12 protein-coding genes are annotated in these 14,083 nt (G+C 74.6%); 6 read left to right on the top strand and 6 right to left on the bottom strand.

The genetic code is table 11. The annotated features are described in order from the left end of the window. Positions 1-259: 259 nt before the first annotated feature. The 4 genes from LWC33_RS14475 (at position 260) to LWC33_RS14460 (ending at position 3,200) form a co-directional block, all read left to right on the top strand. Positions 260-1,219 carry an ATP-binding protein gene (locus tag LWC33_RS14475; protein WP_233304890.1) on the top strand — a complete coding sequence of 320 codons (960 nt, stop codon included), beginning with the start codon at positions 260-262 and terminating at the stop codon, positions 1,217-1,219. A 3-nt stretch (positions 1,220-1,222) separates the two neighbouring features. Next, positions 1,223-2,005 carry a transglutaminase family protein gene (locus LWC33_RS14470; RefSeq protein ID WP_233304889.1) on the top strand — a complete coding sequence of 261 codons (783 nt, stop codon included), beginning with the start codon at positions 1,223-1,225 and terminating at the stop codon, positions 2,003-2,005. Between the two features lie 104 nt (positions 2,006-2,109). Further along, a complete protein-coding gene (surE, locus tag LWC33_RS14465; protein WP_233304888.1) occupies positions 2,110-2,877 on the top strand; it encodes a 5'/3'-nucleotidase SurE in 768 nt (255 codons plus the stop codon). A gap of 149 nt (positions 2,878-3,026) precedes the next feature. Beyond that, positions 3,027-3,200, top strand: coding sequence for a hypothetical protein (locus LWC33_RS14460; protein ID WP_233304887.1), 174 nt, complete (start codon positions 3,027-3,029; stop codon positions 3,198-3,200). A 15-nt stretch (positions 3,201-3,215) separates the two neighbouring features. On the opposite strand, the gene LWC33_RS14455 is transcribed toward LWC33_RS14460, so the two are convergent. The 4 genes from LWC33_RS14455 to LWC33_RS14440 all read right to left on the bottom strand — a co-directional run bounded on the left by LWC33_RS14455 (position 3,216) and on the right by LWC33_RS14440 (position 8,494). Further along, positions 3,216-3,605, bottom strand: a complete 390-nt coding sequence (locus tag LWC33_RS14455) for a hypothetical protein (RefSeq protein WP_233304886.1) — start codon at positions 3,603-3,605, stop codon at positions 3,216-3,218. Positions 3,606-3,682: 77 nt separating this feature from the next. Beyond that, positions 3,683-4,828: an acyl-CoA dehydrogenase family protein gene (locus LWC33_RS14450; RefSeq protein ID WP_233304885.1), complete on the bottom strand. Its 1,146-nt coding sequence runs from the start codon at positions 4,826-4,828 to the stop codon at positions 3,683-3,685. Beyond that, entirely contained in the window at positions 4,818-6,848 is a 2,031-nt protein-coding gene (locus LWC33_RS14445) for an acetyl/propionyl/methylcrotonyl-CoA carboxylase subunit alpha (protein WP_233304884.1), read from the bottom strand. Before LWC33_RS14445 ends, LWC33_RS14450 begins: the two co-directional genes overlap by 11 nt. A 5-nt stretch (positions 6,849-6,853) precedes the next feature. Continuing rightward, positions 6,854-8,494, bottom strand: a complete 1,641-nt coding sequence (locus LWC33_RS14440) for a carboxyl transferase domain-containing protein (RefSeq protein ID WP_233304883.1) — start codon at positions 8,492-8,494, stop codon at positions 6,854-6,856. Between the two features lie 138 nt (positions 8,495-8,632). On the opposite strand from LWC33_RS14440, the gene LWC33_RS14435 reads away from it, so the two are divergent. Continuing rightward, complete coding sequence (locus LWC33_RS14435) at positions 8,633-9,307, top strand: response regulator transcription factor (protein WP_233304882.1); 675 nt, start codon at positions 8,633-8,635, stop codon at positions 9,305-9,307. Here LWC33_RS14435 and LWC33_RS14430 read toward each other — a convergent pair whose 3' ends face one another. Further along, a complete protein-coding gene (locus LWC33_RS14430) occupies positions 9,308-11,266 on the bottom strand; it encodes a sensor histidine kinase (RefSeq protein WP_233304881.1) in 1,959 nt (652 codons plus the stop codon). A gap of 115 nt (positions 11,267-11,381) precedes the next feature. Here LWC33_RS14430 and LWC33_RS14425 point away from each other — a divergent pair, with 115 nt between their 5' ends. Continuing rightward, positions 11,382-11,954, top strand: a complete 573-nt coding sequence (locus LWC33_RS14425) for an SACE_7040 family transcriptional regulator (protein WP_233304880.1) — start codon at positions 11,382-11,384, stop codon at positions 11,952-11,954. Here the strand turns inward: LWC33_RS14425 and LWC33_RS14420 are convergent. Beyond that, positions 11,883-14,060 (bottom strand): HAD-IC family P-type ATPase, encoded by a 2,178-nt coding sequence (locus tag LWC33_RS14420; protein ID WP_233304879.1) that lies wholly within the window; start codon positions 14,058-14,060, stop codon positions 11,883-11,885. The two genes, LWC33_RS14425 and LWC33_RS14420, sit on opposite strands and share 72 nt — an antisense overlap. Positions 14,061-14,083: the final 23 nt, after the last annotated feature.

Here is a 14,083-nt window from a genome sequence, read left to right as displayed (position 1 = left end):
GGGCCGCTTTAGGGTCACGTCCGCCGGACCATTTCGCGGCCGGCCTCCGGGGTGGCCGACCGGCGGTGGGGAATACCGGGAGCGTCTCGATTCCGTACCGTTTCCGCGCGCCGGCCCCGTGGACGGCGGCCGCCGCTCCCGACCGGGCGCGCGGTGTTCGTCCCCACACGCTCCGCACCGGGTACTGCTCCGTTCGGCGTGCCGGGGTCCTGCGCACTACTCTGCGCTGTCGAACCGTCGACCGGGGGTGGGGCAGGGCATGGACCAGGGGGCGGTCCAGGGGGCGGCCCGGCCGCGGCCCGACGGGATGGTCCACGAGGGCGTTCCCTACCGGGAGCCCGCGCTCCTGGCCCGCGAGCTACAGGTACCCGTCGACGAGGCGCTGCGCGACGGGGGCCGGGTCGTCGCCGTCCTCGACGGGCCGAACCGCGCCGCCCTCGAGTCCGTCCTCGGGCCCGCCGCGGCCGACGTCGAGTGGTGCGACCCCACCGAGGTGCACCGGGTCCCGGCCTTCACCGTCGCCAGCCGCTGGGCGCGGCTGACCCGCCGCAACCCGCGCCCCGAGGCGCGCACCACCGTGATCGCCCAGCACCTCGAGCTGCCCGGCGTCGGCCAGGCCCATTGGATCCGGCTCGACGCGGCCCTGAACGTGGCGCTCGCGGACCTTCCGGTGACCATGCTCTGTCCGTGCCGGGACGACGACCTGGACCTCCTCCTCCGGGCCTCGCACCCCGCGCTGCGGGTCGACGGGCGGAGCCTGCCGACCGGTCCCCAGCGCGACCCGGGGGAGCTCGTCGCCGCGTACCCGCCGCCCCCGCCCCCCGACCTCGGGCCGCCCCTCGCCGAGCTGACGGTCACGCTCGACACGCTCCCGGCGGCCCGACGGCTGGTGGCCGAGACCGCGCCGGTGGCCGGCCTGGACCGCGAGCGCACGGCGGACCTCGTCCTCGCGGTCAACGAGATCGCCACGAACAGCGTCGAGCACGGCCCGGGCCACGGACGGCTGCGGCTCTGGGCCCGGGACGGGCTGGTGGCCGAGGTCCACGACGTCGGCCGGATGGCGGTGCCGTTCCCCGGCATCGTCGCCCCGCCCGCGGAGGGCGCCCGGGGGCGCGGGCTGTGGCTCGCCTCCGAGCTCAGCGACGTCCTGCAGGTGTGGAGTGACGACTCCGGCACCACGGTCCGGCTGCTGGTCGAGCCGGGTCGAGGGGCGGGCTGACCCGTGGAGCAGGCGGGGCCGGTGGCCCGGTTCGTCGCGCTCGTCACGCGGCCGGAACCGGCGCTCGACGAGGCGGCCCTGGCCCTGGCGGCGGGGGCCGACCCGGACCTCGACCCGGCCCCGTGGCTCGCCGAGCTGGACCGGCTGGCCGAGGGCGTCGGCTCCGTGCCGGACCTGGTGCGCCGGTTGTTCGTCGAGGAGGGCTTCACCGGCAACAGCACCGACTACACCGACCCGCGCAACTCCCTGCTGCCGCAGGTGCTCACCCGCCGCACCGGCATCCCGATCACGCTGGCCGTGGTCACGATCGAGGTCGCCCGCCGGGCCGGGATCCGGCTCGAGGGCATCGGGATGCCGGGCCACTTCCTGGTCCGGGTGGCCGACACGGAGCAGTACCTCGACGTGTTCGACGGCGGCCGGCGGCTGGACCGCGCCGGCTGCGAGGAGCGGTTCCGGGCCGTGACGGGCTCGGCCGCGCCCTTCGGCTCCGACCTGCTCCCGCGCACGTCCACCCGGGACATCCTGGTGCGCATGCTGGAGAACCTGCGGGCGGTGTACCGGACCCGCGGCGGCCCCGCGGACCGCGAGTGGGTGCTGCGGATGCGGCTGGCCGTGCGGCCGGACGAGGACCGGCTCGTCGAGCTCGGCGAGGTGCTCGGCGCGCAGGCCCGCTGGGACGAGGGCGCCCGGCTGGTCACCGCCTACCTGGCCGGCGGCACAGCTCCGCCCGAGCGGGAGGAACGCCTGCGCCGCATCGCGCGCTCGCTGCTCGCGCACCTGAACTGAGCGACCGGCGGCAACGCCGTCGGCGCGATGCAGTACGACGCCGCCGCCGAACGGGACCGGGCGCGCGGCGCCGCCGGAGAGGCGGCTGAATTAAGGTCGGCGGAGTGCGCGCCCTGATCACGAACGACGACGGCATCGCCTCACCCGGGCTCCACGCCCTCGCCCGCGGCGCGCTGGAGGCGGGCCTCGACGTCACCGTCGCCGCACCGCACGTCGACTCGACGGGAGTCGGCGCCTCGGTGTTCGCCGTGGCCGAGGGCCGCCGGGTGAAGGTGCACCCGCAGGTCCTGCCCGGGCTCGAGCAGGTCCCGGCGTTCTCGGTGGAGGCGCACCCCGCGTTCATCGTGCACGCGGCCGGCGACGGCTGGTTCGACCCCCGGCCCGACATCGTGCTGTCGGGGATCAACGTCGGCGCCAACGTCGGGCACGCGGTCATCCACTCCGGGACGGTCGGGGCGGTGCTCACCGGCGCGCTCAAGGGCTGGTCGGGGCTGGCGACGTCGCTGGACTGCGGCCTGCGCGGCCGCGACGGCGCGCACTGGGACTCGGTGGTCGAGCTCCTGCCGGAGGTGCTCGAGCTGCTGCTCGGCCGGCCGCGGGGCACCGTGCTCTCGCTCAACGTCCCGGACCGTCCAGCTGCCGAACTGGGCCCGCTGCGTGAGGCCGCGCTGGCCCACTTCGGCTCCGTGCAGGTCCGCGTGGAGCACGAGTCCGGGGTCGACGGCGGTCCGGGCACGCTCCTGACCACGATCTCCGAGCCGGACGAGGTCCCCGCCGAGGGCACGGACGTCGCGTTGCTCGCCCAGGGTCATCCCACGCTGAGCGAGCTGCGCTCGGTCTCCTCGATCCCCGGCCTGCTGGACGGGCGCTGACCACCCTGCGTCACCACGGCGCCGCCGAGGCGCCCGTTCCGCGGCACCGCGCGTTCACCTGGGCGTCGCCGACGAGGCTCGTGATGACTCGTGGGACACGGGTGACCCCCGGACCGGGGGTGACGAGTGGCACAGAGCACACTGTTCCGATGACGGACGGTCTGCAGCGGCACGAGTGGTCGACCCGCTTCGCGCAGGCCGTGGCCGAGGAGATCCGCGGTGGCGTCGCCACCGGGGCCCTCACCTGGGCCGAGGCCGATCAGCTGCTGGCCCGGCTCCGCACCGTGGTCGAGCAGGCGCTGGAGCCGCTGCCCGTGGGCTGACCGCCCCGGTCCGCGTCAGTTCTCGTCGCGCCCGGTCAGCAGCTCCTCGAGCTGGTCGGCGACCTTGACGACGAGCTGGAAGGGCCGGTCGAAGGCCGTCACCTCGCCCTCGTGCAGCGGGATGGAGTGGCGGAACACCACCACCCCGTCCTGCGAGGCCACACCGCCGACCACCGACTCGCCGGCCTTCGCCAGCAGCGTGGACAGGTCGAGGTCGCCGAGCTTGCCGACGGGCGAGGCGATCTGCGCCCACGGGAGGTCGTCCTCGCCCGTGACGCTGCGGACGACGACCAGCTGGGTGCGGTCCTCCGTGGTCGGCAGGTTGAACCACAGCTCGGTGTCGGTCGAGCGCATCACCTCGTACCGCACCCGCACGTAGGACACCAGATCGGTCCAGCTGGCCACGTCGGCTCCTCCCCCGGTCCGCCGGCCCCTGCTGCAGGCCCGGCGCGAGGGCAACCTACCGCGTCCCGGACGCGCTCCTACAGGCCCAGGTGCCGGGCGATCAACATGCGCTGGACCTCGGAGGTCCCCTCGCCGATCTCCAGGATCTTCGCGTCCCGGTAGAAGCGGCCGACCGGGTACTCGTTCATGAAGCCGTAGCCGCCGAAGATCTGCGTGGCGTCCCGGGCGTTGTCCATCGCGGCGTTGGAGGACACCAGCTTCGCGATGGCGGCCTCCTTCTTGAACGGCTCGCCCTTGAGCATCTTCGCCGCCGCCGCGTAGTAGGCGAGCCGCGCGGTGTGCGCCCGCACCTCCATGTCGGCGATCTTGAACTGGATCGCCTGGTAGTGGCCGATCGGGTGGCCGAAGGCCTCGCGCTCGTGGGCGTAGCGCAGCGACTCGTCGACGCAGCCCTGTGCCAGCCCGACCGACAGCGCGGCGATCGCGATGCGCCCCTCGTCCAGGATGGACAGGAACTGGGCGTAGCCGCGGCCGCGCTCGCCGAGCAGGTTCTCCGCCGGCACCCGGACGTCGTCGAAGAACAGCTCCCGCGTGTCCGACGCCGACCAGCCGACCTTGGAGTACTTCTCGCTCACCGTGAACCCGGGCGTCCCGGACGGGACGACGATCGCGGAGATCTCCTTCTTGCCGTCCCGCTCGCCGGTCACCGCGGTGACCGTCACGATCTCGGTGATGTCGGTGCCGGAGTTGGTGATGAAGCACTTCGACCCGTTGATCACCCACTCGTCGCCGTCGAGCTTGGCGGTGGTGCGGGTGGCGCCGGCGTCGGAGCCGCCGCCGGGCTCGGTCAGCCCGAACGCGCCGAGCTTCTCGCCCGCGGCGAGCTGCGGCAGCCACTTCGCCTTCTGCTCGTCGCTGCCGAACCGGGTGATCGGCATCGCCCCCAGCGAGACGCCGGCCTCGAGCGTGATCGCCACGGAGGAGTCGACCCTCGCCAGCTCCTCGAGGGCCAGGCAGAGGGCGAAGTAGTCGCCGCCCATGCCGCCGTGCTCCTCCGCGACGGGCAGGCCGAACAGGCCCATCGCGCCCATCTTGCGCACGAGGGCGTACGGGAACTCGCCGCGCTCGTAGAACTCCCCGATGACCGGGGCGACCTCCTTCTGCGCGAAGTCCTCGACGGTCGCCCGCAGTGCCGCGTGCTCCTCGGACAGCTCAAGATCCATCTGTGTCTCCTTCTGCCTCCGCCTCGACGACGAGGAGGACGGCGTCCTTGGCGACCGTCCCGCCGGTGCGGGCCCGCAGCTCGCGGACCGTGCCGTCGACGGGGGCGGTGAGCACGTGTTCCATCTTCATGGCCTCGACCACGACGAGCGTCTGCCCGGCCGTGACCTGCTGGCCCTCGGTGACCTCGACGACGGCCACGGTGCCGGGCATCGGGGAGAGCACGGGCCCGCCCGCCCCGGCGGCGGCCTGCTCGGCCGCGGCCTCGAGGGCCTCCTGTTCGCGCACGGCCCAGGCCAGGCCGTCGCGTCCGATCCAGTGCACCGCCGCCGCGTCCCGGGCGACGGCGTAGGCCCTGGTCACCCCGCCCTGGGAGTGCGTGACGCCGGTGCCCGCGAGCCCGGTGACGGCCCGGGTGGTGGTGCGGAAGGGCTCGCCGCCGTCGACCGAGAGCTCGGCGTCGCCGGCCCGGCCGCGGGTGCGGACCTCGACCGGGTCGTGCCCGGCCACGACCAGCCGCCGGGTGGTCCAGGCCGGCCCGCCGATCCGCCAACCTCCGGGCACGTCGAACGGGTCGACGATCTCCCCGGCGCCCGGGGCGGGGGGCTCCAGGTCGAGCAGGGCCAGCCCGGTGGCCACCCCGACGACGTCGGCCGGCAGGTCCTGGCTGCTCAGCGCGTCGATCCGGCGCCCGACCAGGCCGGTGTCCAGATCGCCGGCGCGCACGTCCGGGTCGGCCAGCAGCGCGCGCAGGAACCCGATGTTGGTGCCCAGCCCGAGCAGCACCGTCTCGCCCAGCGCGGCGTCGAGCCGGCGCAGCGCCTCGGCCCGGTCCGCCCCGTACGCGATGATCTTCGACAGCATCGGGTCGTAGTCCGAGCCGACCAGCCCGCCCGCGGCGATCCCGGAGTCCACCCGCACCCCGGGCAACCCGGCCGGCTCGCGCAGCGCCAGGATCCGCCCGCCGGTGGGCAAAAAGCCCGCGGCCGGGTCCTCGGCGTAGACCCGGACCTCGATCGCGTGCCCGCGCGGGACCAGTTCGCCCGGCCACGGCGCCCGCTCGCCCGCGGCCACCCGCAGCTGCGCCTCGACCAGGTCGACCCCGTAGACCTGTTCGGTCACCGGGTGCTCGACCTGCAGCCGGGTGTTCATCTCCATGAAGAAGAACTCACCCGGGCGGTCGCCCCCGACGATGAACTCCACGGTGCCCGCGCCGACGTACCCGCAGGCGCGGGCGGCCTCGCAGGCCGCGCGGCCCATCGCCTCGCGCTGCGCCGGGGTCAGCAGCGGCGAGGGCGCCTCCTCGACGATCTTCTGGTGGCGGCGCTGTAGCGAGCACTCCCGCTCGCCCAGGTGCACCACGTTGCCGTGCGTGTCGGCCAGCACCTGGATCTCGATGTGGCGCGGGGTGGTGATCAGCCGCTCGACCAGCAGGGTGTCGTCGCCGAACGAGCCGCGCGCCTCCCGGCGCGCGCTCGCGATCGCGTCGGCCAGGTCCTCGGCCCGATGCACCTCGCGCATGCCCTTCCCGCCGCCCCCGGCGGAGGGCTTGAGCAGCACCGGGAACCCCACCTGCTCCACGGCCAGGGCCAGATCCGCATCCGAGAGCCCGACGCCGTCGGAGCCCGGGACCACCGGCACCCCGGCCTTGGCCACGGTCTGCTTGGCACGGATCTTGTCGCCCATCGCCTCGATCGCCGACGACGGCGGGCCGACGAACACGATCCCCGCCGCCTCGCACGCCGCGGCGAACGCGGTGTTCTCGGAGAGGAAGCCGTAGCCGGGGTGGATGGCCTGCGCCCCGGTGGCCTTCGCCGCCTCGATCACAGTGTCGATCGCCAGATAGGACTCCGACGCCGCCGCCGGGCCCAGCCGCACCGCCACGTCCGCCGCGGCGACGTGCGGGGCCCCCGCGTCCGCGTCGGAGTACACGGCCACCGACCGGATGCCGAGGCTGCGCAGGGTGCGGATGACGCGGACCGCGATCTCCCCGCGGTTGGCGACCAGAACTGTCGAGAACATGGCACTCACATCCGGAAGACGCCGAAGGCCGGCTCGCCCAGCGGGGCGTTCGCGGCCACGGACAGCGACAGGCCCAGGACCGTGCGGGTGTCGGCGGGGTCGATCACGCCGTCGTCCCAGATCCGGGCGGTGGAGTAGTAGGGATGACCCTGCGTCTCGTACTGGGCTCGGATCCGCTCCTTGAGCTCCTCCCGCGCCGCCGCGTCAGAGCCGTTCCCAGAACCGTTGCCCGCGCCGGACCCGACCGTGCCGAGCACGGTGGCGGCCTGCTCGCCGCCCATGACCGAGATCCGGGCGTTGGGCCACATGAACAAGAACCGCGGCGAGTAGGCCCGCCCGCACATCGCGTAGTTCCCCGCCCCGAAGGACCCGCCGATCACCACGGTCAGCTTCGGCACCCGGGTCGAGGCCACCGCGGTGACCAGCTTGGCGCCGTTGCGGGCGATCCCGCCGGCCTCGTACTCCCGCCCGACCATGAACCCGGTGATGTTCTGCAGGAACACCAGCGGGATCCCCCGCTGGTCGCACAGCTCGATGAAGTGCGCACCCTTCATCGCCGACTCGGAGAACAGGATCCCGTTGTTCGCGATGATCCCCACCGGGTGGCCGTGGATGTGCGCGAAGCCCGTGACCAGCGTGGTCCCGTACTCGGCCTTGAACTCGTGAAACCGCGACCCGTCCACCACCCGCGCGATCACCTCACGCACGTCGTAGGGGATCCGGGAGTCCGTCGGCACCGCCCCGTACAGCTCGCCCGGGTCCACCACCGGCGCCTCGGTCGGCTCCCGCTCCCACGGCGCCGGCACCCGCGGCCCGAGCGTCCCGACGATCGACCGGACGATCCGCAACGCGTGCGCGTCGTCGTTCGCGAGATGGTCGGTGACCCCGGAGATCTTGGAGTGCAGGTCCCCGCCGCCGAGCTCCTCGGCCGTGACGACCTCGCCGGTCGCGGCCTTCACCAGCGGCGGACCGCCCAAAAAGATCGTCCCCTGGTTGCGGACGATCACCGCCTCGTCGGACATGGCCGGCACGTACGCCCCGCCCGCGGTGCACGAGCCCAGCACCGCCGCGATCTGCGGGATCCCCAGCCCCGACATCTGCGCCTGGTTGTAGAAGATCCGCCCGAAGTGCTCCCGGTCCGGGAACACCTCGTCCTGCGCCGGCAGGTACGCCCCACCCGAGTCCACCAGGTACACGCACGGCAACCGGTTGTGCAGCGCCACCTCCTGCGCCCGCAGGTGCTTCTTCACCGTCATCGGGTAGTAGGTGCCGCCCTTGACCGTGGCGTCGTTGGCCACGATCACGCACTCCCGGCCCGCGACCCGCCCGACCCCGGTGATCATTCCCGCGGCCGGCGCGTCCCCGTCGTAGAGCCCGTGCGCCGCCAGCGGCGAGAGCTCCAGGAACGGCGAGCCCGGATCCACCAGCGAGTCCACCCGGTCCCGCGGCAACAACTTGCCCCGCTCCACGTGCCGCGCCCGCGACCGCTCCGGGCCACCCAACCGCGCCACCGCCAGCTGCGCGTTCAGGTCCGCCACCAGCGACCGGTGCGACTCCGCGTTCCGCGCGAACTGCTCGGCACCCGGATCGACCCTGCTGCCCAGCACCGGGGCTGCCGCCCCGGCCCGCCTCGCCACTTCCTGCATCTGCCGTCCCTCGTCGGATCGGTTAGCGATCGTTAACTAGGTTAGCGCTCGTTAACACCGAGCGCCAGTCCCCGCCGCCGATGTGACTGTGCCGGTCCGCTCAGGAACGTCACAGCCGCGGCCCCTACGGTGCTCCTCGTGCGCCTGCTGCTGGTGGAGGACGAACGCCCGCTGGCCGAGATGGTCCGCCGCGGGCTGGCCCGCGAGGGCCACGCGGTCGAGGTCCGGCACGACGGCCCCACGGGCCTGGACGCCGCGGTCCAGGGGGGATACGACGTCGTCATCCTCGACATCATGCTCCCCGGACTGTCCGGGTACCGGATCCTGCAACAGCTGCGGGCCGCGGGCGTGTGGACCCCGGTGCTGATGCTCACCGCCAAGGACGGCGAGTACGACGAGGCCGACGCGTTCGACCTGGGCGCCGACGACTACCTCACCAAGCCCTTCTCGTTCGTCGTGCTGCTGGCCCGGCTGCGCGCCCTGCAGCGCCGCGCCGGCGACGCCCGGCCGACCGTGCTGTCCGTCGGCGATCTGACGCTGGACCCGGCCCGGCACCGGGTGCACCGCGGCGCCACCGAGATCACCCTGACCCCGCGCGAGTTCGGGGTGCTCGAGCACCTCATGCGGCACGCGGGCGAGGTCGTGACCAAGACCGACATCCTGCGCTCGGTGTGGGACGCCCACTACGAGGGCGAGGTCAACGTCGTCGAGGTCTACGTGGGGTACGTCCGCAAGAAGATCGACGCCCCCTTCGGCACCCAGACGATCGAGACGCTGCGCGGCGTGGGCTACCGGATGGCGGAGCCCGCCTGATCAGCGCGCCGGCGGCCGGACGACCGGGATCGGCGTCGTCGGGTTGACGTCGGCCGGCGAGAGCGCGTCGCCGAGCCGGATCGGGACCGAGGCCACGGGCCGGAGCCGCTCGTCCTCCTCGCGACCTCGCGGGACCGGCGACGGCCGGGGCACCGGCGCGGTCTCCTGCTCCCGCGACACCGGCGTGGCCTCGTGCTCCCGCCGCACCGGCGCGGTCTCCCGCTCCCGCGGGCCGGGGGACGGGCGCGGGCCGGGGGACGGGCGCGGGCCGGTGGGGACCGGCCGCGTGTCCGGCTCGCTCGGCACCGGTGCGGTCTCCTGCTCACCGACCGGCGACGTCTCCCGCTCGCCGGTCGGCGGGGCGAGGAGGGGCAACGGGCCGGTCGGGCGGTCGTCCTTCAGCTCACCGGCCTCGGGTAGCTCGGACGTGTCGGGCATGTCCTCCGGGCCGGGCTCGGCCGGGGTCTCGGTACGGGGCAGGCGCAGCCGGAACAGCGCCCCCCCGAGCGGCGAGTCCAGCACCTCGACGCTGCCGTGGTGCACCGCGACGATCTCCCGGACGATCGCGAGCCCGAGCCCCGCACCGCCGTCGGACCGGGCACGGGCCTCGTCGAGCCGCACGAACCGCTCGAAGACCCGGTCGCGCTCCTCGGGCGGGACGCCGGGGCCGTCGTCGGCCACCTCGACCACCGCGTCGGGACCCTCGGCCCGCAGCGTGACCAGTACCCGCGAGCCGGCGTGCCGGCGCGCGTTGTCGACCAGGTTCCGCACCGCGCGGACCAGCTGCGCCCGGTCCCCGGAGACCCGGACGGGCTCGGCGCGCACCTCGGGGGCGACCCCGCCGACGTCGGACGGGCGGCCGCGCTCGGCCTCCACGATCTCGTCGAGGTCGACGTCCTCCCGCTTCGGCTGCAGCCCGCGCTCGTCGGAACGGGCGAGCAGGAGCAGCCCGTCGACCAGCCGGTTCAGGCGGCCGGCCTCGCCGCGCAGGGTCGTGACGGTCGACGCGTCGGACTCGTCCACGGTCCCGGCCAGCAGCTCCAGCCCGGATGCGATCGTGGCGAGCGGGCTGCGCAGCTCGTGGCTCGCGTCGGCGACGAACCGGCGCTGGTTCTTCTGCGCGCTCTCCAGTCGGCCGAGCATCTGGTTCATCGTCTCGGCGAGGCGCCCGACCTCGTCGCGCGCCGGCGGGACGGGCACGCGGGTACCGAGGTCCCGGTCGGTCATGCGCGCCACCCGCGCCCGCATCGCCTCGACGGGACGCAGGGCACGGCCGGCGAAGAAGTAGGTGAAGCCGCCGACCAGCACCACCAGCACCGGGATGCCGACCAGCACCATCGCCAGCACCGTGTTGACGGCCCGGTGCAGGAAGTCCAGGGGCTGGGCGGCGAGGACCCAGAAGGGCTGGCCGGTGGGCGGGAACTCGTAGCCCTTCGCGACGACGAGCACCTCCTCCTGCTTGCCGTCGTTCAGCGTGATCCAGGTGGAGTCGACGACCTCGACGTCGTCGGGCGCCGCCTGCGCGTCGGCCATCAGCGGGTACTGCGGCAACGGGTCGGAGGAGCCGATGTTCTGGACGTCCGGCGGCTGGTCGGGGTCGTTGTTGTAGTCGGTGACCACCTCGACCAGGTCGGTGCGCTTGCCGGTGGCCTGGACGGCGTTGCGCTTGACGTCGTGGGTGTCGGCGAAGTTCGCGGCGACCCGTTCGCCGAGCTGGGTCGCCTGCTGGGTGGCGGTGTCGACCAGCTGCATCCGCAGCAGCGCGTTCAGCCCGAGCACCAGGATCGCCCCGGCCACCAGCAGCACGACCCCGACGGTGAGCGCCGCGGCCAGTGCCGTGGTCGTCCGGACGCCGAGCCGCGCGCGCAGGCGGTCCCGCAGCCCCGGGAACGGTCCCGACGACCGCTCCCGAGCAGCACCGGACCCCGCGTCGGGGTCCGGGTCCGGGTCGCGGGCCATGCGAACCAGGGTAGGTGGGGCGTCCTGTGCCGAGGCTGAGACATGCACCGTCGGGACATGGCCTTTCGGCCCGAGTGGTTAGCGGACGTTAACCCGGAGGCGCTACGCTGGCCCGATGGCGGCGCCGCGGGTCGACAACGCACCCTCCCGGCGGGAGCAGATCCTGCGCACCGCCGCCGTCCTCTTCGCCCGGCACGGCTTCCACGGGGTGAGCATCGCCGAGCTGGGTGCCGCCGTCGGGATCAGCGGGCCGGCGCTCTACCGGCACTTCCCGGGCAAGGAGGCGCTCCTCGCCGAACTGCTCGTGGACATCAGCGAGCGGCTGCTCGCCGGCGGGCGGGAACGGTCGACGGGCGAGCCGCAGGAGGTGCTGGCCGCGCTCGTCGACTTCCAGCTGGACTTCGCGCTGCGCGAGCCGGAGCTGATCGTGGTGCAGGACCGCGACCTCGACAACCTGCCCGAGGGCGACCGGCGCCGGGTGCGCCGGCTGCAGCGCACCTACGTCGAGATCTGGGTCGACACGCTGCGCCGGCTGCACCCCGGGCTCGACCCCGACGCCGCCCGGGTGGCCGCGCACGGCACGTTCGGCCTGCTCAACTCGACCCCGCACAGCGGCTCACGCGCGGCTCCCGACGAGGTCGCCGGGCTGCTCCGCCGCATGGCGCTCACGGCGCTCACCGCGCTCTGACGCCGGCCAGCCCGGCCGGAGCAGCAGGCGCAGGCCGTTCAGGCACACGAGCACCGTGGAGAGCTCGTGGCCGGCCACGCCGAGGGCCAGCGGCAGCGTGCCGACCAGGTCCCAGGTCACCAGCCCGGCGATGACGACCGCGGCGAAGGCCAGATTGGCCCGCGCGACCCGGCGGGCCCGACGGGCCAGCGCGGCCAGCGGGGCGAGGGCGCCGAGCGGGTCGCGCAGCAGGACGCCGTCGGCCGCCTCGACCGACAGCGTGCCGGCGCCCTCGCCGACGGCCAGCCCGACGTGCGCGGTCGCCAGCAATGGGGCGTCGTTGAGGCCGTCGCCGGCGGCGAGCACGCGCCGGCCGCCGCGCTCGAGCTCCTCGACGGCCACGGCCTTGTCGGCGGGCAGCAGCCCGGCCCGGACCTCGCCGACCCCGATCCGCTCGCCGACCCGTCGGGCCGGCCCGACGGCGTCGCCGGTGAGCAGGACGGGCGGGGCGACGGCCCGGCCGACGGCCGCGACCGCCTCGGCAGCGCCGGGGCGGACCTCGTCGGCGAGCACGAGCAGGCCGACCGGGACGTCGTCGACGCGGACCACGACTGCGGTGTGTCCCTCGCGCTCCGCCGCGGCGACCCGCTCCCGCACCTCGTCCCCGGCGGGCCGCCCGACCGTGACGACCGCCGCCCGCTCCCTGTGATCAAGAGCGGAACGGGGCGCAGCGTGATCCCGGACGGACCTCATCTCCCCGTGATCAAGGGCAGACCGGGGCCCGCCCGTGTCCTCGGGGCCCGCTTTCCCCTTGATCACGGCGGGAGCGAACCTGCCGTGCTCACGAGCCGATCCGGGCCCTGCGTGCTCCCGGGCGGACCCCATCGCACCGTGATCAAGGGCAGATCGGGCCGTGGAGCGCCCGTCGGGGCCCGCTTTCCCCTTGATCACGGCGGGAGCCAGCACCGCTCGCACACCCTCGCCGGGCAGCGCGGCGAAGGCGCGGACCTCGGGGAGGCGCAGGTTGCAGCGGCGCGCCTCGGCGACGACCGCGCGCCCCAGCACGTGCTCCGAGCCCTGCTCCACCGCGGCGGCGAGGGCGAGCAGGTCGTCGGCGGAGCGGCCGTCGAGGGGCTCGACGGCGCGGACCTCGGGGCGCCCGCGGGTCACGGTGCCGGTCTTGTCCAGGGCGACCGCGTCGACCTCGGCCAGCGCCTCGACCACGCCGGCGTCCTTGAGCAGCACCCCCCGCCGGCCCGCCACGGCGACCGCGGCGAGGAGCGGCGGCATGGTCGCGAGCACCACCGCGCACGGCGACGCGACGATCATGAAGGTCATGGCGCGGAGCAGGGTGTCGCGGAAGTCGGCGCCGGCGAGCAGCGGCACGACGAGCAGCGCGAGCGCGGCCACCACGACCACCACCGAGTAGCGCTGCTCGACCCGCTCGACGAACAGCTGCCGGCGCGACTTCGTCTCGGCCGCGCGTTCGACCTGCGCGGCGATCCCGGCCACCACCGTCTCCGCCGGGTCCCGGTCGACCCGCACGCGCACCGTCCCGGTGCCGTTGAGCGTGCCCGCGAACACCTGGTCGCCGCGGCCGCGGCGGACCGGCAGCGGCTCGCCGGTGAGGGTGGAGGCGTCGACCTCGGTGGCCCCGTCGAGGACCGTGCCGTCGGCGGGGATCTTCTCCCCCGGCCGCACGACGACCTCGTCGCCGACCTCGAGGTCCGCCGCCCGGACCTGCTGCTCCCCGCCGTCGGCGATCCGGTGGGCGGTCTCCGGCGCGAGGTCGAGGAGTCCGGTGATGCTCGCGCGGGTACGCGCCGTCATCACCGCCTCCAGCGCGCCCGAGCTCGCGAAGATCACGATCAGCAGCGCGCCGTCGAGGTGCTGGCCGATCGCGGCGGCACCGAGCGCCGCGACGATCATCAGCAGGTCGACGTCGAGGGTCCGCTCGCGCAGCGCCTGCAGCCCGGACCACGCCGGCTCCCAGCCGCCCGTGACGTAGCAGGCGGCGTAGAGCAGGGCGACGAGCGGCCACGGTGCGCCGAGCAGGTCGGCGGGCACGGCGGCGGCGAAGAAGAGCAGGGCCAGCGCGGCGCTCCGCACCTCGGGCAGGGACAGCATGCCTGAGAACATACCTGCGCATG

The organism is Pseudonocardia terrae (genome assembly GCF_021343995.1).
In the GTDB taxonomy this organism is placed as follows: domain Bacteria; phylum Actinomycetota; class Actinomycetes; order Mycobacteriales; family Pseudonocardiaceae; genus Pseudonocardia; species Pseudonocardia terrae.
Note: the sequence above shows the minus strand (reverse complement) of the source record. Positions and strands in the feature narration are given on the sequence as shown.

Bases quoted from the DNA above. Each gene is read 5' to 3' on its own strand.
- LWC33_RS14475 (WP_233304890.1), top strand. From the start codon at position 260: ATGGACCAGGGGGCGGTCCAGGGGGCGGCCCGGCCGCGGCCCGACGGG.
- LWC33_RS14460 (WP_233304887.1), top strand. From the start codon at position 3,027: ATGACGGACGGTCTGCAGCGGCACGAGTGGTCGACCCGCTTCGCGCAG.
- LWC33_RS14450 (WP_233304885.1), bottom strand. From the start codon at position 4,828: ATGGATCTTGAGCTGTCCGAGGAGCACGCGGCACTGCGGGCGACCGTC.
- LWC33_RS14445 (WP_233304884.1), bottom strand. From the start codon at position 6,848: ATGTTCTCGACAGTTCTGGTCGCCAACCGCGGGGAGATCGCGGTCCGC.
- LWC33_RS14440 (WP_233304883.1), bottom strand. From the start codon at position 8,494: ATGCAGGAAGTGGCGAGGCGGGCCGGGGCGGCAGCCCCGGTGCTGGGC.
- LWC33_RS14430 (WP_233304881.1), bottom strand. From the start codon at position 11,266: ATGGCCCGCGACCCGGACCCGGACCCCGACGCGGGGTCCGGTGCTGCT.
- LWC33_RS14425 (WP_233304880.1), top strand. From the start codon at position 11,382: ATGGCGGCGCCGCGGGTCGACAACGCACCCTCCCGGCGGGAGCAGATC.
- LWC33_RS14420 (WP_233304879.1), bottom strand. From the start codon at position 14,060: ATGCTGTCCCTGCCCGAGGTGCGGAGCGCCGCGCTGGCCCTGCTCTTC.